Origin of the sequence: Microcystis sp. LE19-8.1F, assembly GCF_027531715.1 — a bacterium.
GTDB classification, from domain to species: domain Bacteria; phylum Cyanobacteriota; class Cyanobacteriia; order Cyanobacteriales; family Microcystaceae; genus Microcystis; species Microcystis wesenbergii_A.
The window spans coordinates 1-17,065 of record NZ_JAPZSO010000223.1 but is presented as its reverse complement, the minus strand read 5'-3'; the positions used below and the strand labels follow the sequence as shown (position 1 = coordinate 17,065).

The following is a 17,065-nucleotide window of genomic DNA, read 5'->3' as shown; positions in this document are numbered from 1 at the left end:
TTTAGTCGGCATTCGTCCCTACAACGCCCTCGCCTTCTCCGGTCCGATTGCGGTGTTCGTCAGTGTCTTCCTGATGTACCCCCTCGGTCAGTCTAGCTGGTTCTTTGCCCCTAGCTTCGGCGTGGCTGGTATCTTCCGTTTTATTCTTTTCTTCCAAGGCTTCCACAACTGGACCCTTAACCCCTTCCACATGATGGGTGTAGCCGGTATCCTCGGTGGTGCGCTTCTCTGTGCTATTCACGGAGCGACCGTAGAAAATACCCTGTTTGAAGACGGTGAAGGTTCCAACACTTTCCGGGCTTTTGAACCCACCCAAGCGGAAGAAACCTACTCCATGGTGACTGCGAACCGTTTCTGGTCGCAAATCTTCGGCATCGCTTTCTCCAACAAACGTTGGTTACACTTCTTCATGCTCTTTGTCCCCGTGACTGGTTTATGGATGAGTGCTGTGGGTGTAGTGGGATTAGCCCTTAACCTCCGGGCCTATGACTTCGTTTCTCAGGAATTGAGAGCGGCCGAAGACCCGGAATTTGAAACCTTCTACACTAAAAATATTCTGCTTAACGAAGGTCTGAGAGCTTGGATGGCTCCCCAAGACCAACCCCACGAAAACTTTATCTTCCCTGAAGAAGTATTACCTCGCGGTAACGCTCTCTAAGGATGGCAAGAAAATTTACCGAATAGGGGGAAGGGTGAGGTTAAATCACCCTTCTTTTTTGTTGATTAAGGCACTTCAAGCAACTAAGTAGTCGTGCAAAATAAATTTCCTAGTGAAGATAGGCAAAAGGCAGAAGGCAATAGGCAAAAGGGGGAATAAATAATCAGTTTTTAATAACCAGATTTAGTATTACTCATTTTCTGGATACCCCTGTAAGATAAACTAGAGAATTTCTTGGAGATAAAGAGAATGTTTCGCCAAATTTTATTATCTAGTCTCGGTTTGTTGCTAATTTATCCCCTGGGGAGCGAGCCAGCAGCGGCCAGAACCATGAGAATTAATTGTGAAAGTCAAAGCGGTCGCACTACTCGCTGTCCCGTCAACGCTCGATGGGCCCAAGTAAGATTAACCCGCACTCGCTCCGCTGCTCCCTGTGAGGGTAATTGGGATTTCGAAAACGGCAATATTGTGGTGAGAAATGGTTGTCGGGGCGAGTTTGAGGTACGCACCGACGACCATCACGGTAATTCTGGTGGCGGTTGGGAAGGTAATGTTTACGAAGAATTTCGCCTCCCCAATATCGGTCGTTTTGTCGTTGATCGCCGCAGTTATTATGATAGTGGCAGAATTAGAGAATTTGATGCGATCGTTAATGGCAGTCGCGAGCGTTGGTGGGCCAATTGTCGTGGCGGCGAACTCGGCAGCGGTAGTCGTCGCATCCGCTCATCCCGGGAAATCGATCGAGTAGTGGACTTTGTTTGTGAGGATCGGGGGTGAACTACCCTCAAGGTCGTTGAGAGCTTCCTATTTCACGGGGGATTGCCTCAAGACGGACTTATGCCAGGCTTTTGGTCTTACATCCCCTCTATGGGCAGTATCGCGCTTTTCCTAACGATAATACCCTTCGACGTAGCTCAGGGCAAGCTGCGGCTCTCTTGGGTTTGGTGGGTAAAATGTCTTCTAAGATACAGTCCTGCTGGCGAGGGAGTGGAACGAACCACAAAGACACAAAGGACACAAAGATTGATCGCTCTTATATAAGTTAAAATTATCACATAAAGAATAAGAGAGCCATACTGCTTCTTATTTGTTAGCAAAGTGTCCAACTTCGACTTGGGCAACTGCTTTCTTAATTTTCTCGCCAGCAGCCAGAATAATCACCCGCTCTGGACGATTACTAGACTTCTGGCATAATTAACTTTTGAGAGTTCAAAAATGGGAAAAATAGGGATGAAGTTGCCTAAAATCTCTTTATGCTTAGTTCTCCTGACTACCAGATCCTTACTCCTCTCTCTGAGGATTACCGGTCACTGATTACTGATTACTGATCCCTGATTAGAGAATACCCGCGTTAGAAAGACCGAGAACCAGTCCCGCACCGAGAATATGGCCAAAACTCATGGTAGCTAATAATTCCGGCAGACCGAAGCTTTTTTTCGAGGCTAACTGCGGCAAGGGTAAAGCAGGACCTGCTCCGGTATTTTGGATAGCAAAATAACCGATAACGAACGCTACTAGGTTAGCTAACGTCATGGTAATCCCGACGGATAAATTCCAGGGAATGGTTTGAGCAGTGGCTAAAAGTAAGGCGGAAGGGATCATTTGCGCTCCAGTCTTGATAAGATTTTGTTAATCACAGGGCATTATAAAAAGCTCTTGACCCGAAACTGCTTTTTGTTTGAATACTTAACAGTTTTTGTAACGTTTTGTGAATAAGATTAAATGCGAATTAAAATTTGCGGCATTACCCAACCGGACCAAGGACGAGCGATCGCCAATTTAGGAGCTACGGCCTTAGGTTTTATCCTCGTACCGAGTTCGCCTCGTTACGTCAACATCGAGCAAATTAACGCCATTACCGTCGCAATACCCGACCAAATCGATTTGATCGGGGTTTTTGCCGACGAGCAACCGGAAATTATTCAGCAAATAATTGTTAAAACCCCCTTGACAAGTGTGCAGTTACATGGTAAAGAATCTCCCGAATATTGCCAAAGGTTGCGGCAATTATTACCCGACCGGGAAATTATCAAAGCTTTGCGGATCAAAGACAGAGAAAGTTGGGAAAAGTCGGCAATTTACTTCAATAGCGTCGATACTTTACTGTTAGATGCCTACCATCCCCAATTGCTCGGCGGTACGGGACATACCTTAGACTGGCAAGCCTTAGCCAGTTTTTCGCCCCCCTTGCCCTGGTTTCTGGCCGGAGGACTCAACCCCGATAATATTAGTGAAGCTTTAACTCGGCTGCACCCCCAGGGTATTGATGTCTCTAGCGGCGTTGAGCGATCCCCAGGGGATAAAGACCTCAAAAAAGTCGCCCTCTTGCTAGAGCGACTGCAAAAATTCAGGGATCAGTGATCAGCTTCTGAAGGCAAGAGGCAACAGGCACTCGTGCAAAAGACAGAATCTGACAATTCTCCTACCTAAAAACAAGGTTAGAAACTAAGCACATCAAAGCTTTTAGCTTAACCAATTAGGTCTTAGATTCGGTCGAGTTAGAAGGTTTTGGTTGTTGGGGTTTTAGGGTTGTAGGGTTTTAGGGTTTTAGTTGAATTCCCCCATTTCCCCATTTCCCCATCTCCCTGACTAGAAGAAATTAGGTTTATGACGGATCAGGTTAAGATACTCCTCGCGGGTTTTCTGCTCGTCTTGGAAGACTCCTAACATGGCGCTGGTGACAGTCCAAGATCCCGGTTTCTGCACCCCGCGCATCACCATGCACATATGGGTTGCTTCCATGACTACCGCAACCCCTTGGGGGTCGAGAATTTCTTGAATCGCTTCGGCAATCTGACGGGTGAGGCGCTCTTGGACCTGTAAACGACGGGAATACATTTCCACAATGCGGGCCAATTTACTTAATCCGACTACCTTTTGGTTAGGAATATAGGCAACGTGGGCCCGCCCCATGAAGGGTAACATATGATGTTCACAGAGACTAAAGAAGTCAATATCGCGCACTAATACCATCTCATTATGACCTTCATCGAAGATCGCACCATTAACGAGGGTTTCTAGGGATTGTTGATAGCCCTGGGTGAGAAACTGCATCGCTTCGGCCACCCGTTTGGGGGTTTTTAATAAACCTTCTCTTTCGGGATCTTCTCCCACCGAGATCAGGATATTTCTGACCGCATCCATCATCTGTTCTTTGTTTTCGTCGGAAGTTGGATGAATTTGAGCGGTTTTGCCATTGTGGGTGTTGCGATCGGGGCGAGTGGTCACGCGTGCTTGGATAGCGTCGGTTAAATTACCGTTTAAACCGTTAGAAGAAGCTATGGTCATAATGAAGAGGCCTGTAGGCGAATTGATTGATAAATAGAAGTATTTCGGGTTATAATGCCCCCGCACTGGGCATAATGGTCATCGTTTCCACTACGGCCTGTTTGGGTAGTAACACCGCTTGCAGAATGGCCTGAGCGATGATATCTGGGGTTAACATGGCCGAGCGATCGAAATCTGCTTTGACGCTATCGCTGTCCCAGATGGGAGTATTGACAGCCCCGGGGGTGATAATCGTGACGCGAATGGCGTTGGCCCGCTCCTCGATCGCTAAAATGCGAGAAAATGCCACTAATGCGGCTTTGCTGACACTATAGGCCCCCCAATCAGGGAAGAAATTATCGGCGGCGATCGAGGAAACGTTAATGATCGTGCCTCCTCCCTGTTGACGCATGGCAGGTAAAATCCCCTGCACACACTGATAAACACTGGTTAAATTCAGGTCGATCACCCGCTGCCAGTCTGACAAAGGTGTGTCAGCTAAGGGATTTGTGTAACCCATGCCAGCATTATTGATCAGGATATCGATCGGTCCAGATTCTTGGGCGATTTTAGCGATCCTAGGAGCTACTTCCAGGATATCTGCCAAATCTAAGGGGTAAGCTTGGGCTGATACGCCTAAATCTGCCGCCATTGCCGCCACGGTTGCCAATTTTTGCTGATCGCGACCGATTAAAACCAGATTAATTCCCGCCTTGGCGAAAGCGAGGGCGGTTTCTTTGCCGATGCCGCTACTGGCTCCGGTGATCAGCGCTCGCTGTTGACGAATAACAGAGTTCATGGTATAATCTGAAATCTCTTAATTCTGGGTAGTTAGGGCAAAATTTTGGCGGTTAGGGGAACCCTAGAAAAGTTTAAGGGAGTTGGCTTGGATCGGAGCAATTTTTCTCGCACCAAAATTGCTGCGTCCACTCGGGGCGGGGGGAAGCATTGACTATCAGGTAGGTTCAAGATTAAAAATCGTTACAAAATTTTACCTAGCCAATTATAGCACTGTTAAGTCAGGGATCACTAATCTTTGTGTATATTTAGATATCTAACCAGCGAGGGAAAAAAGTGGCCTGGTGGGGGAGAATTATTGAGGCTGTCTTGGTCGAAAACTCCCTCTCCCCGCGCTCAAAACTACTCACCGGAGGAGATGCCAGCGCTGGGTTGACTGCGATTGACAATCACCACTCGATCGCCGATAACGGGACTTCTAGCGAGGAGAATTCCCTGGTTATCCTTCATTTCCAAGCGCCGAAAATCGAGACTTTGGCAACGTTGAAAAACCGAATTAGCCAATTTATCCTGTTGTGATGCCTCCAGACTATACCAATTATCGCCCAAAATAACTACTAGACGACTAGCCCAAAAATCTGCCTCTACGGTAGAAATAATCCCGGTGGGATAACGAGTAGTTAAATCGGTAATTTCTTCTTGAATAGCTGCGACTAAACTTTGTTCGGGAGTTAATCGTGGTTTTGCTTTAGTAATCGGGACGGGAATCGGTGCCTCTGGTGCGGTTAATTCTGGGGGGGTTTCGATAATTTCCCCGGCTGCCGGTGGGGGACTAGAGACAACTTCGGGCATATTTTCGGCAATTTCCGCCGGATTTTTCGGTAAACTGATCACGGCTACTAAGAGGATAGTGACTAAACTTCCTGTTAACAAGCCGGTAATTAACCAATCGGGAATTTTTTCGCTAATTCCCCCCGGTAAAAGTCGGCGGATTTTGTTCAAAATTGCCGTCCACCACCCTTCCACCTGCTCGAAATCCGGTAAAATATCGTCAATTCCCTCGGCGGCTGCGATGGGAGAATCTGGGGTTAAACTTTGCTCAACTTCTGCGACTTCATCTGGTTTTAAAGCAGCGGCTAACTGTTGCGTTGAGTTAAGAAGATTATCAACAGCAACTTTTGGGGGTAACACTGTCCCCGTTCCCGTGTTAAGTTGGGAAACGATCGAATTTAACTGCTCGATCGCCTCTTGTAGTCGGATCACCGTTTCTGCTTGGCTGAAATTCTCTCGCTCATTTTGTTGAGTCATAATCTTTCTTAACTCGCTGCCATTCTTTTTCAAAATATCATTCTATGCGCCGTTTTCTCGGTTTTTTAACCAGTATTTTCCTTGTCTTCTTGACTGCTTGTGGTAGTGTCACTCCCCCGAAAGAATTTGCCCCTGACGGAGAAATCGTCGCCAAAGCCCTTTTATTACAATTTCGTCACACATCTAATCGCCTTAGTCAATCTTTACAGATCGATGATCCGCAGGTAAAAATTGCTAAAATTAATGTCACCAGTCTGGAACCGATTTATGTGGGCAATTTGCCCGCTTATCACTTGCAGGGAGATTACGATCTAACTCTGCAATTGCCCCATCAAAAAGATACCAAACAACACAACAATTTTGATCTTTATTTACAAAGACAGATCGAGGGGAAAACTTGGCGTTTACTGGAAGAAGTTGCCTCGCAATGGCGCAGCTATTTAGTAAAATAACCAGAAAAAACCCGGGGATTTTGCTAAGTAGCTGGTTATAATTAAATTGAAGATAGATTTTGGGTTCGATCCTCCCTGCCCCCCTTGATAAGGGGGGTGCCGATAGGCGGGGGGATCTACCCTTAATAAGGGGGGAGTCTGATAGTTTTTAACACCCAACTACTTATAGTCTATGATCATCAGCAATGATAATCCTCAAAGGGAAAATTTAGCGATCATGATTACCTGTCCTCGTTGTCAACACAAGGTCGATAGTCAAGCCTTACAATGTCCCTACTGTTCTAATATTTTAAAGGCCTATGGTCATCCCGGCATGACCCTGCATCAAGCTGTCACGGGCGAGTTTTTATGTGAAACTTGTCTCTACCATGGCGATGATAGCTGTAATTTTCCCCAACGTCCCTACGCTACCAGTTGCACTTTATACAAAAATAGCCAAATAATAGCCGAAAAAATTCCTCCTCTCCCTCTCTCTAGGGTTTTTAAAAATTGGTGTCTCAGAAATAAGGGATTATTGCTATTATTAACCCTAATTTTGGGCAGTATTGCCCTGGCTTTTATAAACTCACGTCGTTAATTTTCTTGCTGGCGATCGAGCCTTGATATAAATCTAGATCGAACCAGAAAGTTGTGCCAATGCCCACTTCACTAATCAGATTAATTTGACTATAGTGTTTTTCGATAATATTTTTAACGATCGATAATCCTAATCCCGTCCCTTCTAGGGTATGAACGCGATTTTCTACCCGATAGAAGCGATCGAATATGGCACTTTGATCCTCGGCATCGATGCCAATACCAGTATCGGATACTTCCACGCGAATTTTGGGAGTTTCTTGGGGATTATCTCTGCTTATTTTATAGGCACGAATCACCACTTTACCGCCGGCAGGAGTAAATTTTAGGGAGTTACCGACTAGATTAGTTAATACCTGTAAAAGTAGATCATAATGACCTAAAATTGGTAGTAAATTGGCTTCAATTTCCGAGCTTAATTCTAGTCCTTTATCCCTAGCATTGAGTTGATAGGTCCTTAGGGTTTGTTCGATTAATTGTCCGATATCGATCGCATCTAAGTTATAGTTACGCGAGGATTCTAACCGAGAAAGATCGAGAACATCATTAACTAAACGAGTTAAGCGATCGGTTTCATGATTGGCGGTTTCTAAAAACTCTCTTTTTTCTGTATCGCTCAGATCCTCACCAAATTCTGTCAGGGTTTCAATAAAAGATTTGATATTAAATAAAGGGGTTCTTAACTCATGGGAAACATTGCTGATAAATTGACTTTTTGCCTCATTTAATTCTGTTTCTCTAGTGATATCCTGTAGCGTCATGGCAATCCCCCGAACATTCTCCCGATACTGATCGAATACCTGAGTTAACAAAATGCGAATTGTGCAGGGTTTCGGGTTAGTTAAAGATAATCTAAATTCCGACGGGGAATAGTTATTATTTTCCTGATCAATAACAGCATTTTTCTGATTTTGATTAGCGTATTCTTCCTGCTGGAGGGTTTCTCCCGCCGCAATTTGATAGAGAGGTTTAGTTAGTTTAACCGTTAGTTCCGAGGGAAAAAGATGTAGAACATTTTGACCGATAATTTCCTGATCTTCCCAGCCAAATATTTCCCGAGCTGCGGGATTAATTAATAATAATTGAAAATTAGTATCTAAGAGAATCGCCCCATCAGCAATAGTGGACATTAACGTATCTAATTTGGCTTTTTCGGCGGTCATTTCTTCGATATTTTGTTCTTCGTATCGTTCTAACTTTTCCGCCATTTCATTAAAACTGAGAATTAATTCCCCTAACTCTCCTCCCAAGGGTAAATCAACGCGCTGCTTAAAATTTCCTGCTGCAATATTTTTGACGCCGACTAATAACTCCTTGATCGGTTTGGTGATAGTTAAAGCATTAAAAACCGCCCCCAGAATCACCATGGCCCAAATCGAGACAAAAACGGCAATAGTAACATCACGGGTTAGATTAGAAGAAGCCACCACAATAGCGTTAGGATTGATCCCGATCGCCAATACTCCCAAATATTTGCCTTCATGATTCAAGGGAACAAAGACATCGGTTACTTCACCGTCGGGGGTTTTATGCTGACGGACGAGGGGAGTTTCCCCATTTTCGCCATAATTTTCTGGTAATTGAATGCGACGCTCGATCGTCAGGGAATTCTTAACTTCGGCGGTAGAATAGGGAATGCCGAAAAATATTTGACCCTCCTCGTTAGCGTAGATCAAATAACGCACACTGGAGGTACTACTATAAAAACGGGCTGAAAAACGGGCTAAATCGGTTAAATTGTCCTCAGCAATGAGGGGGGAGACATTAGCGGCTAATAACAGCCCTAAATCCCGGCCAAAACGGGTATCATTGAGACGGACATCCTGCTGGATCGTGTTAACCGCCCAAAAGGTTAAACCACTCATCAACAAAGAAACGGCTAAAGTAGCCGCAGCCATCAATTTAGTTTGGAGAGTGAATTCGGACCACCAATGGGCGATCGCTTCTCGGAGACTAGGCAGAAAATTAGACACGGTTAGGCAGCATTAATCTGTATTCTTGACTACTCTATCGCTCAAATCGCGGGTTAATATGATCATCTTAACTCATTATTAGGCTGGTAGCGGTTAAGCTGGCACTGATCTCACCTAAGTCTCCGAGAAAGTCAAGAAATGCCCAAAAGCGCCAAGAGTTCTAATTTTAGCTACCCCCGGTACTTCTGTGGTGTAGATACTGAACACACCTAAATTTTGCCGTTGACTAGAGGTTTCGATCGCTGGTTTTAAGATTTGATTTTTGATGATATTTCTGGCTGCCACTGGCAAAGAATCGATCGAGTCACAGAGACTGATTTTCTCGCAAGCGATTTTGTCGGCATGAGCGAGAAGTTTTTCCGAGGCGTATTCGCTGTAAAGTTCTTGGGGGGGATTGGTAAATCCCATCATCCCCGCTAATACCCCCAAGGCGATCGCTCCCTTGAAGAAATTACCTCCCATAGCTATTTAGCTCCTTGATTTTGTCTTCTCCACTCTATTTTGACAAGACATTTTCGATCTGGCTAGGGGGACAAGAGAATCACCGATCACCTGTCCCTAAGCTTATTTAGAAACTGTCCGTAAATGGATATTCAGGGGGAATTGCTTGGGTTTGTGTAAGGCTAGAGTCAGATTGTTTTCAGCAAGCTGTTGCTGTAATCAGAGTCTCAATCATTTGGCACTATGGTCAACCCCGCCCATAGTATGATAGTTGAACTCTAATTTAGGATCTAGCTGGCTCTAGAGGGGATAACATGGACAAGATCAAGGTGGGATTATTGTTTGGTGGTCGATCGGGAGAACACGAGGTATCTATCAATTCGGCTCGATCGATCCTGCAAGCTTTTAATTCCCCCGAAAATCTTCACAAATACGCAGTTATACCCTTCTATATCGATAAAAATGGCTGTTGGCATTCAGCAGAAACTGCTAGACAAATTTTAACCTCTGGGCAACCCCTAGCTATTGAGAGTGATATAAAAGTCAATATTTGGCAATTTCCCCCAGAAGTGAGCGAAATTGAGGTTTGGTTTCCAATTCTCCACGGACCGAATGGGGAAGATGGCACTTTACAAGGATTACTCACTCTCATGCGGGTTGCTTTTGTGGGTAGTGGGGTCCTGGGTTCATGCTTGGGAATGGATAAAATTGCCATGAAAACTGCTTTTGCAGCCGCTGGATTACCCCAAGTTAAGTATAAGGCCATAACCCGCTCGCAAGTGTGGTCAAATGCTTGTGTTTTTCCGCAATTGTGCGATCAAATCGCCGAGGAAATAGGTTATCCTTGTTTTATTAAACCCGCTAATTTAGGTTCTTCGGTGGGTATTAGTAAAGCACGCAACCGGCAAGAATTAGAGGCTGCTTTAGATAGTGCTGCTAGTTATGATCGACGGATTATTGTTGAAGCAGGAGTAACCGCAAGGGAGATCGAATGTGCGGTTTTAGGTAATGATAATCCCCAAGCTTCTTTGGTGGGAGAAATTACTTTTGATAGTGATTTTTATGACTATGAAACTAAATATACTGACGGGCGATCGAGTATGGTGATTCCCGCTAATATTCCTGATAAAATTGCTGATCAAGTGCGAGAAATGGCTGTGGAAGCATTTAAAGCTGTGGATGCTGCGGGATTGTCGCGGGTGGATTTTTTCTATGTGGAAAAGACTGGGGAAGTGTTGATCAATGAAATTAATACTCTGCCGGGTTTTACTAACTTTAGTATGTATCCCCAACTCTGGAAAGCCACCGGCTTAGAGTTTGATAAATTGGTCGATAAGTTAGTAAAATTAGCCTTAGAAAGACAGTAAAAATAAGGTTAAATTACCAACATTTCTAGGATAGGAATTACCTATCCTAGAGATATTGATCAATTAGATAGTTTCAGGATCAATGCCCAATTCTCGTAATTTTTGGGCTAATCTTTCCCTTTCCAAGATAGCTTGTTCTTTTTCTAAAAGAGCCTGTTCTTTTGCCTTTCGTTCCTGTTCCTTTTCTAAAAAAATCTGTTCCTTTGCTTGTCTTTGCTGTAATTCAGCTTCTTGGGGAGTGGGAACCAATTGACCATCGACGGTAAAATAACGCAGTTTACGGTCAAAAATGCCTAAATATAGTTCTAATTGTTCACTCCATAAATAGCCGTTTTCATTAGCAGCAATAGCTTGATATTGTCCCGCAATTAATCTAAATCCTTGCAGTTCTAAACTTTCAGGATCAAACCAGAAATAGTTAGGAGTCCGAAAGGTATTTTGATAGAGATTTTTCTTTTTATTGCGATCGATATTAGCGGTGGATGGGGAGAGAATTTCCACGATCACATTGGGATATTTACCCCCTTCCCCCCAGACTACCCAACTTTTACGCGGATGTTTTTCCGTATCCAAGACTACAAAAAAATCAGGACCACAAAAATCACGTTTTTTTAGTTGTTCTTCGTTATAGTAGATGGTAAGATTGCCCGAAGCATAAGCATAGAAGCATAGTAATTACTTCTTTCTTGCCATAACCTTTCTAAACAACCGATCAGAATTGTAATTTGTTGTAGATGTAGATCACTTTCCAAAGGTGGTTCATCACTCCATAAATCGGTGGGGGGACAGGTAACTTCCGGTAAAATGTCGAGAGTTGTCATAGTTTTTCCCCGTTATACTAGCTTTGTTTAATTATAACTGTTACGATCTTTTCTGGTCATAAAAAACTAATTTTTGGCTGACTCACGAGTAAAACTGTAGATAATTTGGGTAGCTAATTGTGGTAATTGTGAGAAATCTTCATCGGACATTTTTTGACGATCGAGTTTCATTTGTAATCCCGTCATCGAATCGTCTCCGTCGGAAATTAAAAATTCTAAGCGTTCAATTTCCGACCAATCTTTAACGTCATTTAATATCTTGTCAATAACCAAAAGGTAAGGATGGGAAGGATTTTTATACCAATTACTGCTGACACCCTGACGAATATCTAAACCTAAATGTACGATCAAAGGGGCGCGATCAAAAAGAGCATTGGCTACTGGTCGGGTTTCTTCTTGGAGAGATAATTGATTAGCGCGACTTAACTGCCGTAATTTCTCTAATTGATGATATCTCTGGGAAATTGACGGCGGATTTTCCCCCCAACTGAGAGCGATGGTGACTAGATAGGTTTGTAGGAATAGATGTCCTAACTTTTCCGCTTTTGTGGCCAGATAATTGGAATTATAATCATTAGCCTCGATCAGCAAAGGTACTCGCTCGACTATTTCCAAACCATAGCCCTTTAATCCGGCAATTTTACGCGGATTATTGGTAATTAAACGAATATTTCTCACTCCCAAATCGTTGAGCATTTGCGCTCCCATGCCGTAATCGCGCAAATCGGCGGGAAATCCTAACCTTTCGTTGGCTTCCACCGTATCTAGTCCCATATCCTGTAAAGAATAGGCTTTTAGCTTATTAATTAAGCCAATTCCCCGTCCTTCCTGTCGCAGGTAAACCACCACCCCCAAACCGTTGTTTTCGATCATTTTTAGGGCAGCTTGTAACTGTTGCCGACAATCGCAACGCAAGGATCCCAAAGCATCCCCGGTCAGACATTCTGAGTGCATTCGTACCATTACAGGTTGATCGCCAAAGAGAGCGGGATCCCCTTTCACAATAGCGATGTGTTCGGTTTGATCTAATAAATTTCGGTAAGCATAAAGCTGAAAAGTGCCGAATTGACTAGGAAAATTACAGACCGTTTCCCGATGGACAAAGCGATCATATTTTAAGCGATAACTGATCAGATCGGCAATGCTGATTAACTTTAAATTATGTTGACGAGCGTATTCAAATAGTTGCGGTAAACGGGCCATGGAACCATCGGGATTTTGGATCTCACAGATAACTCCCGCCGGATACAACCCGGCTAATCGAGCCAGATCCACGGCTGCCTCCGTATGACCGGCGCGTTTTAAGACTCCACCGGCTTTAGCACGAATCGGGAAGACATGACCGGGACGGGTGAGATCGTCGGGACGAGTGACCGGATTAATGGCAACTTGCACGGTTTTCGCCCGATCTTCTGCCGAAATGCCAGTTTTAACCCCTAAATGGGGAGCGGCATCGATGCTAACGGTAAAAGCGGTTTGATTGCTATCGGTGTTTTTTGTCACCATCAAAGGCAATTCGAGAGCATCAAGACGCTCTCCCGTCATTGCCAGACAGATTAAACCGCGAGCTTGCACTGCCATGAAGTTAATCATATCGGGGGTGGCAAATTGGGCCGCACAGATTAGATCTCCTTCATTTTCGCGATTCTCATCATCAACTACGACAATGGCACGTCCGGCTTTGATTTCCGCTAAGGCAGTATCGATAGAGTCAAAAGCGATCGAAGTGAGAGTCACAGGCATTAAAACGAGGGAATTACTTTTATTCTACAGGTTTGCTCGATCTGCTGAGGGTCAATTTCTGCCAGTTCCCTAGAAAGAAGTCTCCCGGTGAACCTGACGGCTGCCCGGGAGACTTTTAGTTATCTTAAGCTAGAAAATTAGTTCAAACTAGCGGGGGTGATGCTGGCAACTTTGCCACCGAGACGGTTGATCTGTTGCAGGGTGTTATTTAACTGTTCAAAGGGGACAATAACCGCTTTGCTACTGCGACGGACACTGGGATAACCCGGTTTGCTAATAGCGGCAATTTCCACGCGATAGAGCTTACCCACATCACCATAGGCCACACTACCACCAAGAGCTTTACTGGGGGTGTTGCGTTGACCAGAGGGACGATAGGCCCAACCATCGCTGCCACCGGAGGGACCGACTACTGCCGAAGCGCCGTTTTGGGCTAATTCCACCGCTAAACGGGAGGTTTTGCCGGCAATCTGAGAGCGATCGCTGTTGGCATAACCGCGATAGAGTTGGAACATCCGGGTAAATCCCACGGTTTTTTGACCGGGTTGGCTGGCAAAACCGCGATAGTAGGGAACGATGCTATCACCGAAGTTTTCGGTATATTCGGCGGAATCGATGTAGGAGTCGATATCGGCCTCGAATCCTTTGTTTTCATAGAGATCGAGGTGATAGACCACTTCCGACTCATCGTAGGGAGCGCGACCTAAAAGATGTTTGATATTAAGTTCGATGACGCGGGTTTGGAAGTTACCGTAGAAGAATTTGTTCTTATACAGTTCCGATTTGGCCACGGCGCGGACGAATTCCCGCACGGTGATCGAACCATTGCAGAGTAAGGATTCGGCACTGGTAAGGCGCTCGGAACGCATGATATAGTCATTGCCTAGCACCTGACGATAGACAGCGCGAATAACCGCCTGTGCGTCGTCACGGGACCAATCGGGACGTAATTCCACGGGAGCAACCTCGCTAAAAGCGGTTGTCCCTAAACGGGAAGCTGAGGTAGTAATTGCCACTAAAGTTCTCCTACAAAAAAATGATCATTTTCTGACCGCTCAAAGCTAGGCGAGGATCAGTTCGATTACCTGGCCGCCTTGACGGTTTATTTCTTGCAATTTGTTCGATAGTTGCTCGTAGGCAACGAGATACTCGCTCACACTGCGACGCACACGGGTTTGTCGTCCCGCTTTTGCGCCACTAACCACGCGCAAGCGATAGAATTTGCCCCGATCGCCCCCAGCTAATCCGGTTAAGGATTGACCGGTTCCGTTAATATAAACGGGGGAAGCACTGTTATAGGCTAGTTCCCTGGTCAGTTTTCCCTCTTTTAACGGCGCGCGATCGCTGGTCGCATAACCGCGATAGACTTGGAACAGCCGACTAAAACCGACGGTTTTCTGACCGGTTTGGGTAGCGAAACCGCGATAGTAGGGGACAATGTTCTCACCGAAATGTTGGTTGTATTCGGGGGAATCGAAATAGGAATTAATTTCTGCTTCGTAACCCTGTTGATTGTAGAGATCGGTGTGGAAAGCGATCTCAGCTTGATCGTAGGGAGCGCGACCGAGCAGGTGTTTATAATTCAACTCGATAAAGCGATTTTGGGGATTGCTGTGGAAAAATTTCTGCCGATATAGTTCTGATTGAGCGATCGCCCGAACAAAATCCTTGACGCTAATCGAACGATTGCGTAAGAGGGATTCTAGGCTGATTAGGCGCTCGCTGGACATCAGATGCTCGTTGCCCAAGATCTGTCGATAGGCCCCGCGGATCACCACTTCTACCTGTTCATCACTGTCGGTGGAGCGTAATTCCAAGCGGGGGGAACCGTTGTAGGGTTCAAATCCCAGTCTTTGGGCCGCTATCAAGCTAGTCATCGTCGATCCTCCTGAAACTAACCTTTAATGGATATAACAAGGTCTGGAAGAACAGGTGATTGCTAACCCTTTTGCTAACAACCTCCTGTCTTTCCAGACCAGCAGTTTTTTTGATCGGACTAGCTGAGAGCGTTGATAGCGTAGTCGATATAGGAGTTGGCTTCTACCGCAGGGTCGCCACTTAAACCATGGTTGGCTTTGATATATTTGAGAGCTTCGATGTACCAGCTAGGAGACAGGTCGAAGGTGCGGTTGATTTCGTCGATACCAGCGATGAGGTACTCGTCCATCGGACCGGTTCCACCAGCAACTAAGCAGTAGGTCACCATGCGGAGGTAGTAACCGATGTCACGAGCGCATTTGTCTTTACCGCGTTGGTCCGCCGCAAAGTTAGCCCCTTGCATTTGGGTGGTGTAGGGGTATTTGTTGTACACCGCTTGAGCTGCGCCCTGGGTTAATTGGGAAGCCTTTTCGGTTAACGCTTTAGCGGCGCTGAGGCTGGCAGCAGCTTGACGAAAACGACCGAAAGCAACTTGGATTTCGGTGCTGCTTAAGAAACGGCCTTGAGAATCAGCGGCTGCTACGGCTTCGGTAAGGGGGGTTTTCATTGTTTGGTATCTCCCAATAATCTTGCAATAAGTTTCCTACGGTTTAATTGAGACTAGCCCCAGGGACTAGGCGACAGCAGCGGCGGCGCGGTCGAAGTAGCTGGCAATTTCAGACATTAAAGCACTGCAATCGCCGGGGGTGACACCGTTGCGATCGTTAGCGATGGACAAAGCAGCTTCTTTCATTTTGCTTACGCCAGCAGCTACGGAAGCTCCAGGTACTCCTAAAGCTACATAGGTTTCGCGCAGACCATTTAAGCAACGATCATCGAGAACACTGCCGTCGCCAGAGAAGGTAGCGTAGGTAACATAGCGCAAGATGATTTCCATGTCGCGTAAGCAAGCGGCCATACGACGGCTGGTGTAGGCATTACCACCGGGGCTGATCAGTTGGGGCTGTTCAGCGAACAGGCTACGAGCGGCGTTAGCAACGATGGTGGAAGCGTTACTGGTGATCCGGTTAACAGAGTCCATCCGTTTGTTGCTCTCGGCAACCATGGCGCTCAGAGCGTCTAGTTGGGAAGGGCTTAAATATTCGCCACGAGCATCAGCTTGGGATACTACCCGGGTGAATGCGTCAAACATTGTGACAATCTCCTAAATTTAAATGGGCTTTGCTTGCAATCAAAATTTTCCCTCTTAAGGGATTTCACGGTGAGTCTGGACGAGCCTTGACCGCGATTGTTGCGATTTACTTTAAGAAACCTGAAAAAACTTCATGGCTCTCTCATAAACCACTTAAGGAGGTTAAACAAGTATCCAGCTTAACTTTTGTCTGTTATCTTGGCCCCTCAAATTAAATTTATACACTGCTGTCGAAACTTTGTTTGTTACATCTTATTAAGTTTTTTGCTGTCTTTTTGTAACAGTCACTTAACAATGACTCGATCGAGTTGGTCATCAATTCCTGACATGGCTCAAAGCCTCTCACCGTCGGGAAATCAGAGACAGCAAGGCTTTAAGGGTATAAAGGGCAGCAAGATAAAATTTTTAAGTTTTTTTTAATATTTCCCCGCTTTCCCTTCCCCTATTAGCCAAGGATTGCCCTTTCCAGCCCTCAAATACGATGAAGTTTTGTAAAGTAGGGAGTGGGGTGTGGGGTGTGGGGAGTGGGGTGTGGGGAGTGGGGTGTGGGTAGAAGGGTGTGGGGTGAGGGTTGAGGGGAGAAGGGTGTTGGGTGTGGGCTGTGCGGAGTCCGGTGTGGGGAGTCGGCTGATGGGTGTGCGGAGAAGCTAG

Annotated in this window: 17 protein-coding genes and 2 pseudogenes; 6 read left to right on the top strand and 13 right to left on the bottom strand. The window is 45.5% G+C overall.

The window, feature by feature from the left end:
- Together O9334_RS20615 and O9334_RS20610 are read left to right on the top strand one after the other, a co-directional pair.
- On the top strand, nucleotides 1-658 hold a 658-nt coding region (locus O9334_RS20615; RefSeq protein WP_502846539.1), incomplete at its 5' end, for a photosynthetic reaction center family protein.
- 249 nt (nucleotides 659-907) lie between these two features.
- Nucleotides 908-1,435: a DUF3011 domain-containing protein gene (locus O9334_RS20610; RefSeq protein WP_045361069.1), complete on the top strand. Its 528-nt coding sequence runs from the start codon at nucleotides 908-910 to the stop codon at nucleotides 1,433-1,435.
- 558 nt (nucleotides 1,436-1,993) lie between these two features.
- Here O9334_RS20610 and psaK read toward each other — a convergent pair.
- Nucleotides 1,994-2,260: a photosystem I reaction center subunit PsaK gene (gene psaK, locus O9334_RS20605; RefSeq protein WP_002756861.1), complete on the bottom strand. Its 267-nt coding sequence runs from the start codon at nucleotides 2,258-2,260 to the stop codon at nucleotides 1,994-1,996.
- A gap of 120 nt (nucleotides 2,261-2,380) precedes the next feature.
- Between psaK and O9334_RS20600 the strand changes: the two genes are divergently transcribed.
- Nucleotides 2,381-3,019 (top strand): phosphoribosylanthranilate isomerase, encoded by a 639-nt coding sequence (locus tag O9334_RS20600; protein ID WP_045361070.1) that lies wholly within the window; start codon nucleotides 2,381-2,383, stop codon nucleotides 3,017-3,019.
- 228 nt (nucleotides 3,020-3,247) lie between these two features.
- Here the strand turns inward: O9334_RS20600 and folE are convergent, their stop codons facing one another.
- The 3 genes from folE to O9334_RS20585 all read right to left on the bottom strand — a co-directional run bounded on the left by folE (nucleotide 3,248) and on the right by O9334_RS20585 (nucleotide 5,971).
- Nucleotides 3,248-3,946 carry a GTP cyclohydrolase I FolE gene (gene folE, locus O9334_RS20595; RefSeq protein ID WP_002738197.1) on the bottom strand — a complete coding sequence of 233 codons (699 nt, stop codon included), beginning with the start codon at nucleotides 3,944-3,946 and terminating at the stop codon, nucleotides 3,248-3,250.
- A 49-nt stretch (nucleotides 3,947-3,995) separates the two neighbouring features.
- On the bottom strand, nucleotides 3,996-4,724 hold the full coding sequence (locus O9334_RS20590; protein WP_045361072.1) for an SDR family oxidoreductase: 729 nt from the start codon (nucleotides 4,722-4,724) through the stop codon (nucleotides 3,996-3,998).
- Nucleotides 4,725-5,065: 341 nt separating this feature from the next.
- Nucleotides 5,066-5,971, bottom strand: a complete 906-nt coding sequence (locus O9334_RS20585) for a hypothetical protein (protein ID WP_045361073.1) — start codon at nucleotides 5,969-5,971, stop codon at nucleotides 5,066-5,068.
- Nucleotides 5,972-6,015: 44 nt separating this feature from the next.
- Here O9334_RS20585 and O9334_RS20580 point away from each other — a divergent pair, with 44 nt between their 5' ends.
- Together O9334_RS20580 and O9334_RS20575 are read left to right on the top strand one after the other, a co-directional pair.
- A complete protein-coding gene (locus tag O9334_RS20580; protein WP_045361074.1) occupies nucleotides 6,016-6,423 on the top strand; it encodes a hypothetical protein in 408 nt (135 codons plus the stop codon).
- Between the two features lie 217 nt (nucleotides 6,424-6,640).
- Nucleotides 6,641-7,000, top strand: a complete 360-nt coding sequence (locus tag O9334_RS20575) for a hypothetical protein (protein ID WP_288002204.1) — start codon at nucleotides 6,641-6,643, stop codon at nucleotides 6,998-7,000.
- On the opposite strand, the gene nblS is transcribed toward O9334_RS20575, so the two are convergent.
- Entirely contained in the window at nucleotides 6,981-8,972 is a 1,992-nt protein-coding gene (gene nblS, locus O9334_RS20570) for a two-component system sensor histidine kinase NblS (protein ID WP_045361075.1), read from the bottom strand. The two genes, O9334_RS20575 and nblS, sit on opposite strands and share 20 nt — an antisense overlap.
- A 114-nt stretch (nucleotides 8,973-9,086) precedes the next feature.
- Nucleotides 9,087-9,434 carry a DUF4359 domain-containing protein gene (locus O9334_RS20565; RefSeq protein WP_045361076.1) on the bottom strand — a complete coding sequence of 116 codons (348 nt, stop codon included), beginning with the start codon at nucleotides 9,432-9,434 and terminating at the stop codon, nucleotides 9,087-9,089.
- 293 nt (nucleotides 9,435-9,727) lie between these two features.
- Between O9334_RS20565 and O9334_RS20560 the strand changes: the two genes are divergently transcribed.
- The gene (locus O9334_RS20560) at nucleotides 9,728-10,780 is read left to right on the top strand and encodes a D-alanine--D-alanine ligase family protein (protein ID WP_045361077.1); all 1,053 of its coding nucleotides are present in this window, start codon (nucleotides 9,728-9,730) and stop codon (nucleotides 10,778-10,780) included.
- 63 nt (nucleotides 10,781-10,843) lie between these two features.
- Here the strand turns inward: O9334_RS20560 and O9334_RS20555 are convergent.
- The 7 genes and pseudogenes from O9334_RS20555 to O9334_RS20525 form a co-directional block, all read right to left on the bottom strand.
- Nucleotides 10,844-11,601 (bottom strand): annotated as a pseudogene (locus O9334_RS20555) (Uma2 family endonuclease).
- A gap of 66 nt (nucleotides 11,602-11,667) precedes the next feature.
- Nucleotides 11,668-13,344 (bottom strand): bifunctional 3,4-dihydroxy-2-butanone-4-phosphate synthase/GTP cyclohydrolase II, encoded by a 1,677-nt coding sequence (gene ribBA, locus O9334_RS20550; protein WP_045361078.1) that lies wholly within the window; start codon nucleotides 13,342-13,344, stop codon nucleotides 11,668-11,670.
- A 137-nt stretch (nucleotides 13,345-13,481) separates the two neighbouring features.
- Entirely contained in the window at nucleotides 13,482-14,360 is an 879-nt protein-coding gene (locus tag O9334_RS20545; RefSeq protein ID WP_045361079.1) for a phycobilisome linker polypeptide, read from the bottom strand.
- 45 nt (nucleotides 14,361-14,405) lie between these two features.
- A complete protein-coding gene (locus O9334_RS20540) occupies nucleotides 14,406-15,221 on the bottom strand; it encodes a phycobilisome linker polypeptide (RefSeq protein ID WP_045361081.1) in 816 nt (271 codons plus the stop codon).
- 119 nt (nucleotides 15,222-15,340) lie between these two features.
- The gene (gene cpcA, locus O9334_RS20535) at nucleotides 15,341-15,829 is read right to left on the bottom strand and encodes a C-phycocyanin subunit alpha (protein ID WP_045361082.1); all 489 of its coding nucleotides are present in this window, start codon (nucleotides 15,827-15,829) and stop codon (nucleotides 15,341-15,343) included.
- 66 nt (nucleotides 15,830-15,895) lie between these two features.
- Entirely contained in the window at nucleotides 15,896-16,414 is a 519-nt protein-coding gene (gene cpcB, locus O9334_RS20530) for a C-phycocyanin subunit beta (protein WP_045361084.1), read from the bottom strand.
- 405 nt (nucleotides 16,415-16,819) lie between these two features.
- Nucleotides 16,820-17,065: pseudogene (locus tag O9334_RS20525) on the bottom strand (hypothetical protein); the annotation flags it as partial.